The 14,999-nt window shown below is 63.6% G+C and carries 11 protein-coding genes; 6 read left to right on the plus strand and 5 right to left on the minus strand.

The features are described 5' to 3' along the window. Nucleotides 1-220: 220 nt before the first annotated feature. From nirB to cobA, 4 genes are read left to right on the plus strand one after another with little or no spacing between them, the layout of a single operon-like run. Nucleotides 221-2,698: a nitrite reductase large subunit NirB gene (gene nirB, locus CFE35_RS20000; RefSeq protein WP_292933350.1), complete on the plus strand. Its 2,478-nt coding sequence runs from the start codon at nt 221-223 to the stop codon at nt 2,696-2,698. Further along, nucleotides 2,695-3,036 carry a nitrite reductase small subunit NirD gene (gene nirD, locus CFE35_RS20005; RefSeq protein ID WP_292933328.1) on the plus strand — a complete coding sequence of 114 codons (342 nt, stop codon included), beginning with the start codon at nt 2,695-2,697 and terminating at the stop codon, nt 3,034-3,036. Before nirB ends, nirD begins: the two co-directional genes overlap by 4 nt. After that, entirely contained in the window at nt 3,033-5,543 is a 2,511-nt protein-coding gene (locus CFE35_RS20010) for a molybdopterin-dependent oxidoreductase (RefSeq protein WP_292933330.1), read from the plus strand. Before nirD ends, CFE35_RS20010 begins: the two co-directional genes overlap by 4 nt. After that, nucleotides 5,540-6,331, plus strand: a complete 792-nt coding sequence (gene cobA / locus CFE35_RS20015) for a uroporphyrinogen-III C-methyltransferase (protein WP_292933332.1) — start codon at nt 5,540-5,542, stop codon at nt 6,329-6,331. Before CFE35_RS20010 ends, cobA begins: the two co-directional genes overlap by 4 nt. A gap of 572 nt (nt 6,332-6,903) precedes the next feature. Here the strand turns inward: cobA and treF are convergent. From treF to CFE35_RS20030, 3 genes are read right to left on the minus strand one after another with little or no spacing between them, the layout of a single operon-like run. Beyond that, on the minus strand, nt 6,904-8,379 hold the full coding sequence (gene treF / locus CFE35_RS20020) for an alpha,alpha-trehalase TreF (RefSeq protein ID WP_292933334.1): 1,476 nt from the start codon (nt 8,377-8,379) through the stop codon (nt 6,904-6,906). A 5-nt stretch (nt 8,380-8,384) separates the two neighbouring features. Then, nucleotides 8,385-9,335 carry an alpha/beta hydrolase fold domain-containing protein gene (locus tag CFE35_RS20025; RefSeq protein WP_292933336.1) on the minus strand — a complete coding sequence of 317 codons (951 nt, stop codon included), beginning with the start codon at nt 9,333-9,335 and terminating at the stop codon, nt 8,385-8,387. A 3-nt stretch (nt 9,336-9,338) separates the two neighbouring features. Further along, nucleotides 9,339-11,642: a TonB-dependent receptor gene (locus tag CFE35_RS20030; protein WP_292933338.1), complete on the minus strand. Its 2,304-nt coding sequence runs from the start codon at nt 11,640-11,642 to the stop codon at nt 9,339-9,341. Between the two features lie 150 nt (nt 11,643-11,792). On the opposite strand from CFE35_RS20030, the gene CFE35_RS20035 reads away from it, so the two are divergent. Beyond that, a complete protein-coding gene (locus CFE35_RS20035) occupies nt 11,793-12,722 on the plus strand; it encodes an alpha/beta hydrolase (protein WP_292933340.1) in 930 nt (309 codons plus the stop codon). A 2-nt stretch (nt 12,723-12,724) separates the two neighbouring features. On the opposite strand, the gene CFE35_RS20040 is transcribed toward CFE35_RS20035, so the two are convergent. Both CFE35_RS20040 and CFE35_RS20045 read right to left on the minus strand, forming a co-directional pair. Beyond that, a complete protein-coding gene (locus CFE35_RS20040) occupies nt 12,725-13,732 on the minus strand; it encodes a LacI family DNA-binding transcriptional regulator (RefSeq protein ID WP_292933342.1) in 1,008 nt (335 codons plus the stop codon). Further along, nucleotides 13,729-14,571, minus strand: a complete 843-nt coding sequence (locus CFE35_RS20045) for an alpha/beta hydrolase (RefSeq protein WP_292933344.1) — start codon at nt 14,569-14,571, stop codon at nt 13,729-13,731. The genes CFE35_RS20040 and CFE35_RS20045 overlap by 4 nt, the downstream gene beginning before the upstream one ends. 160 nt (nt 14,572-14,731) lie before the next feature. On the opposite strand from CFE35_RS20045, the gene CFE35_RS20050 reads away from it, so the two are divergent. Continuing rightward, a complete protein-coding gene (locus CFE35_RS20050; protein ID WP_292933346.1) occupies nt 14,732-14,878 on the plus strand; it encodes a hypothetical protein in 147 nt (48 codons plus the stop codon). Nucleotides 14,879-14,999: the final 121 nt, after the last annotated feature.

Raw genomic sequence — 14,999 nt, forward strand, 5'->3', positions numbered from 1 at the left:
TGCAAAATAAACCTTGCAGTGCAGCACCCGAATCGGTTAGCCCATGCAACGAAGGTTCTTGTGCCGCCCAAAGCCGGGCGAACCAGCGCGGAGCCTGAACATTCAACATCGCGTGGCAATGTCGCCGCCCAAACCCTCCCTTCGGGGATGCGTTCGGGCGGCTTTTTTGTGTTCGCGCGATTGGCCAAGGAAGACGCGCGTGAACGCCCCTTTGACAGTGATGGACAATGGCCGCAGCGCCGCCGTGAAGGAACGGCTGGTGGTGATCGGCAACGGCATGGCCGGATGCCGCGCGGTGGAGGAAATCCTCGCGCGCGATCCGGCGCGCTACGATGTGACCATCTTCGGCGCCGAACCGCGCGTAAACTACAACCGCATCATGCTCTCGCCCGTGCTTGCCGGGGAGAAGGCGTTCGCGGACATCGTCATCAACGGCGAGAATTGGTACGCCGACAACGCGATCACGCTGGTTTCGGGCGATCCGGTCGTCGCGATCGACCGCGCGACGCAGACCGTGGTGAGCAAGTCTGGCCGGGTGGAACCCTATGACCGCCTGCTGATCGCCACGGGCTCAGACCCGTTCATCATTCCGGTGCCGGGCAAGGATCTGGCGGGCGTGGTCACGTTCCGCGATCTGGATGATGTGGACAAGATGCTGGCCGCTGCCGAAACCGGCGGGTCTGCCGTGGTGATTGGTGGCGGCCTGCTCGGGCTGGAGGCAGCGCACGGCCTCAGCTTGCGCGGGATGCAGGTCACTGTCGTTCACCTGATGCCCACGCTGATGGAGCGCCAGCTTGATGAAGCTGCGGGATACCTCCTCCGCACCGAACTGGAACGGCGCGGCCAGACTATCGTGACTGGCGGCGATACGGGTGAGATACTGGGCCGCGATGGCCGGGTGTGCGGTGTGAAGCTGAGGGACGGCAGCGAATTTGCCGCCGATATCGTGGTCATGGCGGTGGGCATCCGGCCTTCCACCGCACTCGCCAAGGCGGCAGGACTCGAAGTTGAACGCGGCGTGGTGGTGGACGACCACATGGTGACGAGCGACCCCGCCATCATGGCGGTGGGCGAATGCGTGCAGCACCGGGGGGCCTGCTACGGCCTTGTCGCGCCGCTGTGGGACATGTGCCGCGCGCTGGCTGATGCCGCGACCGATGCGCCTTCGGGCTACACCGGCTCGGTCACCTCCACCAAGCTCAAGGTTTCAGGGATCGACCTGTTTTCCGCAGGCGACTTTTCGGGGGGCGACGGGGCCGAGGACATCGTGATGCGCGATGCCGCGCGCGGGATCTACAAGCGTGTGGTGGTGAAGGAAAACCGGCTCGTGGGCGCGGTGCTCTATGGCGATACGGCAGACGGCAACTGGTACTTCGATCTGCTGAAAAAGGGCGAGGACATCAGCGAAATCCGCGAGGCGCTGATCTTCGGGCAGGCCTTCGCTTCGGGAGGCGCCCTGCTGGACCCTAATGCCGCCGTTGCAGCACTTTCCGATGACGCAGAAATCTGCGGCTGCAACGGCGTTTCCAAGGCCCGCGTGATCGAAACCATCAAGGCCGGCGCGTGCAGCCTCGATGCCGTGCGCAGCACGTGCAAGGCATCGGCGAGCTGCGGTTCTTGTACAGGACTGGTCGAGAGCTTGCTGGCGCTGACCCTGGGCGGCGAAGTGCAATCCGGGCCGAAGACCGTGTGCAAATGCACCAGCTTCAGCCACGACGACGTGCGCCGCCTGATCTCGGAAAAGAGCCTCAAGGCCATCCCTCAGGTGATGCAGGAACTGCACTGGACCACTCCCGACGGCTGCTCCTCGTGCCGCCCCGCGCTCAATTACTACCTGCTCTGCGCCTGGCCCGGTGCGTATGAGGACGACCAGAAGAGCCGCTATGTGAACGAACGGCTTCACGCCAATATTCAGAAGGACGGCACTTACTCCGTTGTGCCGCGCATGTGGGGCGGCCTGACGAACCCGCGCGAGCTGCGCGCGATTGCCGATGTGGTGGAGAAATACAACGCACCGATGGTCAAGGTAACCGGCGGCCAGCGGCTGGATATTTTCGGGATCAAGAAAGAGGATCTGCCTGCCGTCTGGGCCGATCTGAATGCGGCGGGCATGGTTTCGGGCCATGCCTATGGCAAATCGCTGCGCACGGTGAAAACCTGTGTCGGCTCTGAATGGTGCCGCTTCGGCACGCAGGATTCCACCGGCCTTGGTGTGAAGCTGGAGCGGATGACCTGGGGCTCGTGGATGCCCCACAAGTTCAAGATCGCGGTATCGGGCTGCCCGCGGAACTGCGCCGAGGCCACGATCAAGGACTTCGGCGTGGTCTGCGTGGACAGCGGCTATGAACTGCATGTTGGCGGCAATGGCGGGATCAAGGTTCGCGTCACGGACCTCCTTTGCAAGGTGGCAACCGAAGCGGAAGCAATGGATGTGTGCGCTGCCTTCATCCAGCTCTACCGCGAACAGGCGCACTATCTGGAGCGCACCGCGCCGTGGATCGAGCGGGTCGGGCTCGATCATGTGAAAGCCGCCCTGTTCGATGATCCCGCCAGCATCCAGCGCCTTGCCGCACGGTTCCGCCATTCGCAGACCTTCTGCCAGGACGACCCATGGGCCGAACGCGCGGCAGGCAAACATGCCGAACTGCACCAGCACCTCGCCGAAGTGCGCCCCTTGCAGATGGAGACTGTTCGATGATCGGCGATTGGCTCGATATCGGCCCGGTGGACCAGATCACCCCCGGCACCGCGCGCACCCTGCCGGTGGTCGGCGCAGACGAGATCGCGGTGTTCCGCACGCAGAAGAATGAATTCTACGCGCTGGTGAACAAGTGCCCGCACAAGCAGGGGCCGCTTTCGCAAGGCATCGTCCACGACAATGTCGTCACCTGCCCGCTGCACAACTGGAACATCTCGCTGAAAACCGGCGAGGCGCTGGGTGAGGACAAAGGGTGCGTGCCCGTGATCCCGATGCGGGTGGACGCCGGGCGGATGTATCTGCTGCGCTCCGCCGTGGTGGGGCAGCGCGCAGCTTGAACGAGATCCGCACCACTTGCGCCTATTGCGGCGTCGGCTGCGGCATCCGCGCCGAAGTGACGGGTGCGCGCTCCGTCACCATTCGGGGTGACGAGACGCATCCGGCAAACTTCGGCAAGCTCTGTTCGAAAGGCACGCATCTGGGCGAAACGGTGGGGCTGGAAGGGCGGCTGCTGCACCCGATGATCGGCGATCGGCAAGCCGGGTGGGACGAAACGCTCGATCTGGTGACGGGCAAGATGCGCGATTGCATTGCCGCGCACGGGCCGGACAGCGTGGCGCTCTATGTCTCGGGCCAGTTGCTGACCGAGGATTACTACGCCGCCAACAAACTGATGAAGGGCTTTGTCGGCAGCGCCAATATCGACACCAATAGCCGCCTGTGCATGGCGAGCGCGGTGGCGGCGCACACCCGAGCGTTTGGCGAGGATATTGTTCCGGTCACCTACGACGATCTCGACGAGGCAGACCTCATCCTGCTGGTGGGATCAAACACCGCGTGGTGCCACCCGGTGATCTGGCAGCGGATCGAAGCCGCGCGCGAGGTGCGGGGCACGAAGATCGTGGTGATCGATCCGCGCCGCACCGAAACCGCTGAGCAGGCCGATCTGCATGTGCGGGTGCCGCCGGACGGCGATGTTGCGCTGTTCAATGCACTGTTGGCAGAGATGACGCGGCGCGGATTGGCTGATGCTGATCCTGCGCGATGCGACCACGGCATCGATCCCGGCACGTTCGATAGGCTCGCCGATCTGGTCGCTGCCCATCCGCGCATGGTCACGGTGTTCTCCATGGGCGCCAACCAGTCGGTTGCAGGGACCGACAAGGGCAATGCGATCATCAACCTGCATCTCGCCATGGGCCGGATCAACGCGCCCGGCATGGGGCCGTTTTCGATGACCGGGCAGCCCAATGCCATGGGCGGGCGCGAAGTGGGCGGCCTCGCCAATATGCTTGCCTGCCACCTCGGCTTTTCGGAAACGGAGCGCGCCGATGTAACCGCGTTCTGGAAGGCCCCGCGCCTGTGCGCAGGGCCTGGATTGAAGGCAGTGGACTTGTTCCGCGCCGTGCATGATGGCCGCGTGAAGTTCCTGTGGATCATGGCGACCAATCCCGCCGTGTCGATGCCTGATGCCGCTTTCGTGCGCGAGGCTTTGGCGCGGTGCGAGACGGTGGTGGTCTCGGACGTGATTGCAGAGACCGACACCGCGCGGTTCGCCCACGTGCGCCTGCCCGCGCTGGCATGGGGCGAGAAAGACGGCACCGTAACCAACTCCGAACGCCGGATAAGCCGCCAGCGCGCGCTGTTCGATGCACCGGGCGAAGCGCGCGCGGATTGGGCGATCATCGCCGATGTGGCACAGCGCATGGGCTTTGCCGGGTTCGATTGGACTACTGCAGCAGGCGTGTTCCGCGAATATGCCGCGATGACCGCTCTTTCGGTGAAGAATGGCAAAGTGCTTGATCTGACTGACAAGGCCGGGGTCAACGACGCGGAGTACGCAGAAATGGCCCCGTTCGTGTGGGGCGGCCGCTATCCGCTGGCAGGGCGCACGATGCGGCAAGTGCCCGTCGAAGTGCGGACGCGCGCCGCCGATCCCGCCTATCCGCTGCGGCTGAATTGCGGGCGCTACCGCGACCAATGGCACACGATGACCCGCACCGGCCTCTCGCCCACGCTTTCGCAGCACCGGCGCGAGCCGCTGCTCGAGCTGCACCCCGAAGATGCTGCCGCTGCTGGTGTTACCCACGGCGCGCTGGTGCGGGTGGTGACGGCATCAGGCGCGTCCATATTCCGTGCCAGCATCGCCGATGGCCAATCACGCGGACAGGTCTTCGTGCCGATGCACTGGACCGGGGCCATGGCCAGCGGCGGGCGCACAAACCTGCTTGCCGATCAGTTGGTCGATCCCCTGTCCGGCCAGCCCGGCTTCAAGAATAACGCCTGCCGGATCGAACCGGTGGCGAGCGAATGGCGCGCGTTCCTGCTGCGCCGCGATGCGTTGGAGCCCAAAGGGCTGGTATGGTGGAGCCGTTCGGCCATTGCGGGCGGCTGGCTTTACGAACTGGCGGGCGACGGCGCGGTGGATGCCGATGGGCTGCTGCCTTTTGGCACGCGCGCCGAAGCCGTAGACATGGCGCGCGGGATGCGGCGGCTGGCGGTGCTGGATGGCGGCGGCGTGCTCATCGGTGCGCTCCATGTCACGCGCAGCGGCCAGCTTCCGCCGCGCGAATGGATCGCAGCGCAACTGGCCACCGCAGAAGCCGCGCTGCCCGAACTGCTCGCCGCGCGGCCCAGCGCCCCAGCGCCAGATCGTGGCTCGGTGGTCTGCGTGTGCCACGGCATCGGCGCGAAGCAGATCATGGCTGCGGCCGGGCAAGGAGCAGGCAGCGTAGCCGAAATCGGCAGCGCGTGCGGCGCTGGCACCAATTGCGGATCTTGCCGCCCGGCCATCGCCCGGATGCTGCGCGAATGGCACGATACACTGGCGGAGGCAGCGGAATGAAGGACTTTCCTGAAGGCACAGTTTGGCTGGTCGGTGCAGGCCCCGGCGATCCCGAACTGCTGACGCGCAAGGCCGAACGCCTGATCGGCCTTGCCAGCGTGGTGTTCCACGATGCGCTGGTTGGACCCGGCGTGCTCGAACTGGCCGCACCGGGCGCACGGCTCGTGCATGTCGGCAAGCGATCGGGGCGGCATTCGAAAGATCAGCGCACGATCGATCAGCTGATCGTGCAGGCGGCGTTGGCGGGCGAGCGAGTGGTGCGGCTCAAAGGCGGCGACCCCGCAATCTTTGGACGCGCGGCGGAAGAACTAAGTGCATGTCGTGCCGCCAGCGTGCCAGTGCGGATATGTCCCGGAGTGACAGCGGCCAGCGCGGGAGCGGCCAGCCTTGGCGCCTCGCTCACGCTGCGCGGGCTGGCACGCAAGCTGACCTTCGTGACCGCCCATGCCCGCGCGGACGAGCCGCTAGATTTCGATTGGGCGGCACTTGCCGATCCTCATGCAACACTGGTCGTCTACATGGGCAAGGCGGCGGCGGCTGATGTCTCCCGTCAGCTTATTGCTGCGGGCCTGCGCGGCAGTACGCCGGTGGCGCTGGTTGAATCCGCCAGCCTGCCGAAGGAGCGCCTGTTCCATACGCGGCTTGATCTGCTGCCAATCGTGGCCCGCGCCGCACTTGGGCAGGGGCCCGCCCTCCTGCTGATCGGTGCTGCCTTGGCAGAGCCAGCGCAGCCTTTGCACCGGATCGTGGCGTCGAACCGCGCGGCTTACGAGAGTGCGGGTTCATGAATATTGCGAGCTGGGTTTGGCGAATGCTCTTTCCACTTATCTGCCGGCGCTGCGGGCAGGTCTGGTCACTGCGTGAGAGCGCAGAAACCTGCGACGAACCCTGCCCATGCTGCGGGTTCATCGCTATGCCTAAGCCTTCTGCTCCATCAGAACACGCTCCTTAGGAAGGGCTTTGCGGGTGCTGCAATTCGATAGGGCGTCCAGAATACTTTCAAGGCTGCTATGTGGCGAAGAGGGGAGAAGGCCGGGATCTGAACCGTAGGCTCCTCGCTGCTGGCAGGGAGCCGTCATCAAGGCGTGGGGATGTTTTTGCCCAGATGCTGTGGTTCATGTCTGCGACTGGTTTAAGCACTGGCAGACATTGCCCCAGTTGCTGCAGAACGGCGTCAATTTGGTCGAGTGCTGCCGGACGGAAAACGCCGCATCTGGGACCTAACGGTCATTCTCTTGCGATGTGTTCAATGGCAAGTTCCGCGCCAATAGCCGACACCCCATTCTGATCCAACCGGAACTGCCATGCGAATGCAGCTTAACCGATGAATCCTATAAGGCCTCAAGCGGCCCCAAGCGCGTCAAACGGACAGGCTGTCGATGAGATCGGCGGTCACGCCGTTTGTCCAGCCGAAGCCGATCTGGGCCGTGTATTCGCCGCCACTCCCCACGCTGCACGTTTCAATATCATATTTTTCAAAGATCAGGCCGGTATCCGCAAAGACGGATTCGACTGTGCCGATCCAGCGTCTGGCTATGGCATTCGCGAGATCATTCTGACCAAACCGGCGCAGTCCAGTGACTGCCATCCACTGGAGCGGTGCCCAGCCGTTGGGCACATCCCACTGCTCACCGCTAACGACCAGACTGGTCCTCAGGCCGCCCGGTGCAACCAACCGATGAGCAACGAGCCGCGCGGTGGCTTCTGCGTGGTCCTGGCTAGCCAAACCTGACAGCAACGGTGCCAGCGCGGCGGCGGTAGGTTGGGCTCGGACAGCTTGGGCGACCAGATCATAATCGCAGAAGCAGCCAAGGACATCATTCCACATGTGACGGTGCATCGCCGTCCGGCGCGCCTCGGCCCATGCGCCATAGATAGCGCCTTCTTCACCGCCGCTGGATGCAATCGCTTTCTCCAAACCATAGAGAAACGCATTGAGATCAACCGGTACGAGTGTGGTCGTGCGGATCGACGAAAGGCTTGGACCATCAAGCCACCTCGAAGAGAAATCCCAGCCGCTCTCCGCGCCCGCGCGCAAGTCGCGATAGACTTCCATGGCTGGCCGGCAACTGGTCCGGGCGGTCTCGACATCTTCACCCCAGCTTTCGTCGCGTGGGGTACCGCGCGGGTCCCAATAGCGGTTGAGGATACTGCCATCGGAAAGCATGACGACGCGCTTTGCCTTGCTGCCCCGCTGAAGCGAAGCGGTGCCCCTCATCCACCAGGCATGCTCAAGCTTCATGGCTGCAAGCCGCCGCGCGGCGACTGCAGGTTCGCTGTTGTCCAGCAGAGCAACCATCATGTGAAAAAGCGGTGGCTGCGATCTTCCGACGAAGTAAGTGCGCGCGCCGTTGGGCACATGACCATGTTCTTCAATCAGGTCGGTCATCGCGTTCACGATGCCCTCGGCCAGTTCGATTTCTCCGTCCCGGATCAGCCCGAGCATGGTGAAGAAGCTGTCCCAGTAATAGATTTCGCGAAAGCGGCCGCCCGGAACAACGTGACGGTGCCGTACGGCGAGCGCTGATGCCTCGCTTTGCGTGGGATCGCGCGCAAGTGCGGGCCACATCGCCCGGATGTGCTCGCGCAGCGGCAATGAGGTGGCTGTGGCCGTGACCTGTGAGACGTTTGGCGGCAGGATGAAATTCGTGTCCACGAATTGCCGCAGAGCGCTATCGTCACCTTCGAAGCGGTCGAAGGCGGCCATGATATCGGCAACTGACCACCGGGGCACGGCATCGACGAACGCCTTCCCGTCGCCAAGGATCCGTCGTTCCTGCACCGCGCTGAATAGCGGACCGAACAGCTCGGCTGGAGTTGGAACAGACTGAGACACGATGACTACCGTTCAAGGTGCTTGACGAAAAAGTCGGCCTGGGCCGCGAGCGCGACCTCGCTTTCGGGGCATTCGATCCAGCCCCAGAAGGCATGGGCAAGACCTTCGTAGACGCGCAAATCAACCGGAACGCCTGCGCGGCGCAGCGCAAGATCGGCGAGGATCGTGTGGCTGAGCAGCTGATCGCGCGTGCTGGTCATCAGCATTACCGGCGGCAGCCCTGTGAGATCGCCGCGCGTCGGCGAGAGCAGCGGATCGCCGAGCGCGGTGTCGCCGCAATATTCCTTCAGCGTTTCCGCCGCAGTGCGTGTTCCGATGATCGGAGGCAGGAACGCTTCACAATCGCCAACGATCTCGAGGTCGCCCGCACCCGAGAATACACCGGCCGCCCCGGGCATGGGCAGGCCTTCTGCCTTGATCCGCACGAGCAGTTGCAGCGTCAGCACGGCGCCAGCTGACGTGCCGAACACTCCGATCGCCGATGCAGGACGCTGCTCTAGCACCGCACGATAGACACCGAGTGCATCATCGACGGCCGCAGGAAACGGATGCTCCGGCGCCATGCGGTAGAACACGGTCATCGCCGGAATGCCGGTGAGCCCGGCAAGCGGGATCGTTTCGCTGAGCGAGCCGCCATCGAACAGGAAGCCGCCGCCGTGGAAATTGATAAGCAGCCGCCGATCAGCCTCTGCATCGATGCCGACTTTGCGCAGATGCTTGACCGGAACACCGGCGATGCGGCCCTTGCTGACGGCAACCCCGAAACGGGCAGTTCGCGCCTTGGCGATAGGCTTCCACTGCTGCGTGACCGCGAGCCGCGTGGCGCCGCGGGTCAGCGGATTGCGCAGCAGGCTTACAGCGGCTTCCGGCCCACCCGCGCCGCTCAGCATCGGCGCCATGGCTTTCTGGGCCTCGGCACTCACAGTAGCGGCGAAGGGTGGTTGCGTGCGAGCCATGGCCTAGTTCCCGAAACGATACCCGATGCGGATACCGTACATGCGCGGTTCGGTGTAGGTCAGGCCGACCACGCCCGCAGCGGACGCATAGAAGTCTGCAGCGCCGACGGGCTTGCTCACATTGGACAGATTGGTGCCAAAGACGCCGATATCGAGGCCGCTTCCTGCCACGTTGTGCAAGTCGATGTTGGCGTTGAGAACACCGTAGGCAGGCAGGAACCGATAGAACGAGGCATTGGTCTGCGCCGTCGAGACCTCACTCTGGTGGCTGTAGTTGACCGCCAGAGCGACATCACCCAGCGTGCCGACCGACGTTTCATAGGCCGCGCCAATCGAGAATTTGTGCTTCGGCGTATAGGGGAACGGCGCACCGGCCAGGATCGCACCGGCGCTGGCGCTCGCCACCTTGGTGTATTTCGCGTCGATATAGGAATAGCTGCCGGTAAGCGTCAGCCCCTTCACCGGGACAACGGCTCCGTTGAATTCGATGCCCTGGATCTTGCCCTGCGCCGCGCTGCGGGTAACGTTGAGCAGAAGCGCACCATTCGGGGTCTGCACTGCTTCAGCGGTGGTGCGCTGGATGTTCTGGTAGATCCCGCGATAGGCCGCGAGATTGGCGCGGACTTTGACGTCCCCGATCGCGAACTGCGATTTCACGCCGATTTCGATGTCAGACAGCTTCTCCGGCGGGAACGTGCGGAACTCCGAGCCCTGCGGCACCGGGCCGTTTACGCCGCCCGACTTGTAGGCATCGCGCGCGGTGATGTAGGTGTGGACGCCCTTGGCAACGTCGTAGTCGAGCGTGACCGTGTAGCTCGGATAATGACTGTCAACCGAACCCGAAACCGGAATTGGCGTGCCAATGATCTGCGAACTGAAGCTGTTTTCCCACGTGTAGCGAAGGCCGCCGGTCAGGCTGAGACCGGCAAGCCCCGCCGAAAGCTTGCCAAGATCGACCGTCGCCTGACCGAACACGGCTTCGCTGTGGTTGCGGCTGTCGAACAGGCCCGAAATCGCCGGAACCAGCGCGCCCAGTGGAAAGAATGTGTAGGCCTCGATCCCCGCCGGGTTCTTGGTCGTCAGGCGGTCAAGATAGCCGCCCACCGCGAACTGTACCGCGTTGTCCATGGCGGAGCCCTGAAGCTGCAGTTCCTCGGTAAAGGTGTTTGGCGCCAGCACATCGATCTTGCGCGAGGATTGCCCCGCTACCGGAAACGCCGTGGCGTCGTAGTCATAGGCATAACGGCTGCGGAACTCGGAATAGCTTACGATGTTGCGCAGCTTGAGCGTATCGTTCAGTTCCAGCGTCGCCTGATTGAGGATCTGCCAGTACCGGGTCTGCGAGAACTGGTCCATGTCGTAAGCGACCTGGCGTGGCCCGCGTGCCTGCTGATCGGCGACTGCGGTCAGCAATCCGGGGAAGATCGCCGCGGTCGGGATGAAGCCCAGCCCGAACGCGGTGCCATCAAAGCCGGCCGCGGGATTGTATGCACCGAGCACGGTGCCGCCACCGTTGTTGTTCGAACGGTAATAGCGGCCGACAGTGTAAAGCTCGAGTTTCTCGGTCGGGCGCAGGGTGAGGCCGACCCGGAAGCTGTCGTAGTGAAGGTTGTCGTAGTCCCTACCTGCGAAGAAGGGCCCGACATCCTTGGTGTAGCCGTCGCGGCGGCCAATCGAACCTGCGATGCGCAGAAGGACCTTGTCGGTCACGATGGGGAGATTGATCGCCCCTTCCGCGCGGCGGTTGTTATAGTTGCCATACTCGGCCTTGATGTACCCGCTTAGCGCATTGCCGGGTTTCACCGGTTCAAAAAGGATGTTGCCGCCAGTCGCGTTCTTGCCGAACAGCGTGCCCTGCGGGCCGGCCAGCACCTGCACATTGGCGAGATCGTAGTAGGTCCCGACGCGCCCATCGATGTTGGCGCTGTTGGGGACTTCGGCGAAGTAGTTGACCACGCCCGGCGTCGAACCGAAAGCCGGACCCTGACCGCGCAGGGCGAAGAAGGCAAATTCGCGCGGATAGCCGCCGTTGATCGTGAAGAGCGACGGCGTGTTATCCGCCAGCGAGGTGCGATCCGTAATGCCCTTCTGCGCGATTGTTTCGGATGTGAAGGCCGTGACCGCAATCGGCACACTCTGCAAGTTTTCCTCGCGGCGCCGGGCGGTTACGACGATGTCGCCTAGGCCATCACCCGAGCCCACCTCGTCCGGGGTGGTCGACTGAACCGCCGTTTGCGCCTGGGCGGCGACGGGCAAAAGGCTGCCACTGGCCAGCAGCACAGCGACAAGGGCAGAACGCATGGACATCACCGAACCTCTCCTGAACGGCCGGCTTTTGCCGGATACAGCACTGGTAGATCAAAAATGATATCGATGTCAATCACTGTTGCATTGCACCGTGTTTTCGGTATATTTCCGAACATGTTGCATTGGTATCGGTAGCAAGGGCAAGGTGGTGTGATCGACCCTCAATGTTTCGCGCCGTGGGTCAGTGAGGAGGCCCGCGAGGCCTTCAAGACCGAATCAGATGCGCCGCCAGCTCCTCGCGGCGACATCGCCGCGCTGCGCGCGCATTACGATGCGTTCAACCGGCGCCATCTCGAAGCGGCATTGGCACACTATCCGGTCGCCATCGAACGAAGCGCCGTTGGAAGCGTCACAGTCGACATCATCTCATCGCAGGATGGCGCAAGGGATGACCGAACCCTGATCTGCCTGCATGGCGGCGCCTTCATGTGGGGCCGCGGCGCTGGCGCGCTGCTCGAGGCAGTGCCTGTCGCAGCGAAGCTGGGCGTGCGGGTGGTGGCGGTCGAATACGCCCTTGCGCCCGAGGCCGTTTTTCCTGCCGCCGTCAATGATGTCGTCGCGGTCTTTGATGCCCTATGCCGCGAACTGCCGCCAAGCCGGATCGGGATCTATGGTTGCTCGGCGGGTGGTGTGTTGACGGCCCAGACGACCGCAAGGCTGCTCCGGGATGGCAAGCCATTGCCGGGGGCAATCGCCATGCTGTGTGGAACCGGGTTGGAGATGACCGGCGACTCCGCGATGTCCGCAGGGCCGCTGAACGGCGAGCCGGCCAGTGCAGCGCCGAATCTGGCCGCGCTTCCCTACTTCTCCGGTTGCGAAGCCCGTGACCCTTTGGTTTTCCCCGGCAACCACCCGGATGTTCTGGCGGACTTTCCGCCCAGCCTGCTCGTTACCGGCACGCGCGACTTCGCTGCCAGTTCCGTCGCAACCATGCACCGCCGCCTGCTAGCTGCAAGAGCGGAGGCAGAACTGCTTCTATTCGACGGTATGGGCCATGCCTTCCACATGGCCACTACCCTGCCCGAGGCACGAGAGACCTTTGCCGCAATGTCCCGCTTCTTCGGCAGGCACCTGAGATGAATTCAGCGGCTGCTTTCTCGCACGACCAGTTCGACCGGCAAGGGGCCGCAGGCCGGTAGCCCCACCGGATCGTCGACGACTGCGAGGATCGCTTCGCCCAGCGCGCGCCCTGCCGCATTGGCATCCTGCCGTATCGAAGTGATCGAGGGCCGATGGGTGCTGGCAATCGGCGTATCGTCGAAGCCGACCACGGCGACTGTCTCCGGTACGCTTATCGCATGCGCAATCAGCGTGTCGCATGCGCCAGCCGCTATATAATCGCTGACTGCGATCAGTCCGTCGAACCGCACGCCATCGGCAATCGCCTTCTGAACCGCCGCGGCGCCCGCTTCGGTTGAGAACGCACAGGGCACGACACCGGCCAGCGCAGCCTCGCTCGCGGCGAGTACCTCGCGCACGCCCTCAAGCCGAGCCGCGACTTCGGGGTGCTGTGGATCGCCCAGAAATAGGAGGCGCTTGCGCCCGCCTACGACGAGATGTTCTGCTGCCAGACGTCCACCAAGGCGATTATCACTACCGATAACCGGCACAGTCAGGCCCGGCACGGGCTCGCCCCAAGCCACGACCGGCAATCCGAAATTGCCGACGCGCTGAAGGCCGCGCCCTTCTTCGCCCTGCCCCAGCACGACCACCCCGTCAGCCCCGATCGCGTTTGATCCCAGAAAATGATCGTGGGTCGTGAGAAGCATCGCGTAGTCGGCAGGCGTCAAAACCTCGAGCAAGCCGCCGATCATCGCGAGCAGCAGCGGGTCGGTGATTGGCCGGTCGTCGCGCTGGAGCTGCTCAATAACCACCGCGATGGTGTGGGTCCGCTTCGTCCGCAAGCTGCGCGCGGCAAGGTTCATCCGGTAGCCAGCTTCCGCTGCAACCTGCACGATCCGCTCACGCACTTCGGGGCGGACCAGCTTGCTGCCGCGCAGCGCGCGCGAAACTGTGATCTTGGAAACACCGGCAAGCTCCGCGACCTTTTCCATGGTCGGCCGTTCGCCGGTGCTGGCGGAGCTCTTCACGATTTCATCACCTCCGCTGCCCCTTTGCTCGACGTGAAGTACCGGTGGACCAGCCGTGCGATCAAGTCGAACGCGCGCGATATGGCCGGAATTGTTGCAGGCAGGAACAGAAACCCGTGCGGCAGTCCGGGCAGGCGGCAGGCCAGCACTTCCACCCCGGCGCGGGTGAGCGCTGCGGCATAGGCTTCGCCATCATCGCGCAGGGGATCTTCGCTCGCTGTCAACACGATGGCCTGCGCAAGACCGTCGTGTCGGACGGCGCGCAAGGGGGAGATCGCCGGATCGCGAAAGTCTTCCGACCCGACGTAGAACGCTCGCACGTCTTCGAGATAGCTACGCGTGAGACCGGGCACTTGCACCGCGTCCATTGCGGGAAAGTCGAACGAAAGATCGGTGACAGGATGGACCAGCAGCTGAAACAGCGGCTGCACCGCGCCCGTATCTTTTAGCCGCAGCGTGAGCGCCGCTGCCAGATTGCCGCCCGCGCTCTCGCCTCCAAGAGCAACGCGCGCAGGATCGCAGCCCAGCGCAGCGGCTTCGCGTCGCGCCCACGCCAAGGCGGCCATGCAGTCTTCAAGACCTGCCGGAAACGGATGTTCCGGCGCAAGACGATATCCCACCGCGAGCACGGCGCAGTCGCTGCGGTCCGCCAGAATGCGATGCATCGCGTCATGCGTCTGCAAGTCGCCAAATAGCCAGCCCCCGCCATGGAGGAACACCAGCAGAGGCAACAGCACCTCGCTCTGCGGGCGGTAGAACCGCACCGGCACGCCATCGGCATCGAAATCGCGAACCTGCGCCAACTCTGCACCGGGCAGCGCCGCTCCCATTGCAGCCATTCCGGCCCGAATGGCTGCAATGCTCGCGTTAGACAGCGCGGGCATTGGCTGCGGCTCCCCCATTACGGCGGCGATATCGGGATTCAGCATGGCCATTCACTCCAGTGATGACATCGATATCATTTAAGGTTAGGAGATGGCAAGAGGATGAGGAGAAGGCATGTCGATAGCCACACAGATTGCTGGTACGCTCGATGAGGCTGCCACGTTGCCGGACCCGCAAACCCGCAGACTGACCGTAGGGGTCTCCGGCCTCTATCTCGCGCTATACCTGCACTATGGCTTTTTTGCCTTCATACCATGTTGATTTCCACTGAGAGCTGACCCGGGAGGCGCATAATTTCCACTGAGAAGTGACCCATGTTCTGACCTTCCCCCTGGCTGCCTGGTCGGGGGACATTGGAGTGATCGACATGGCTTTATTGAGC

Source organism: Novosphingobium sp. PASSN1 (genome assembly GCF_002278815.1).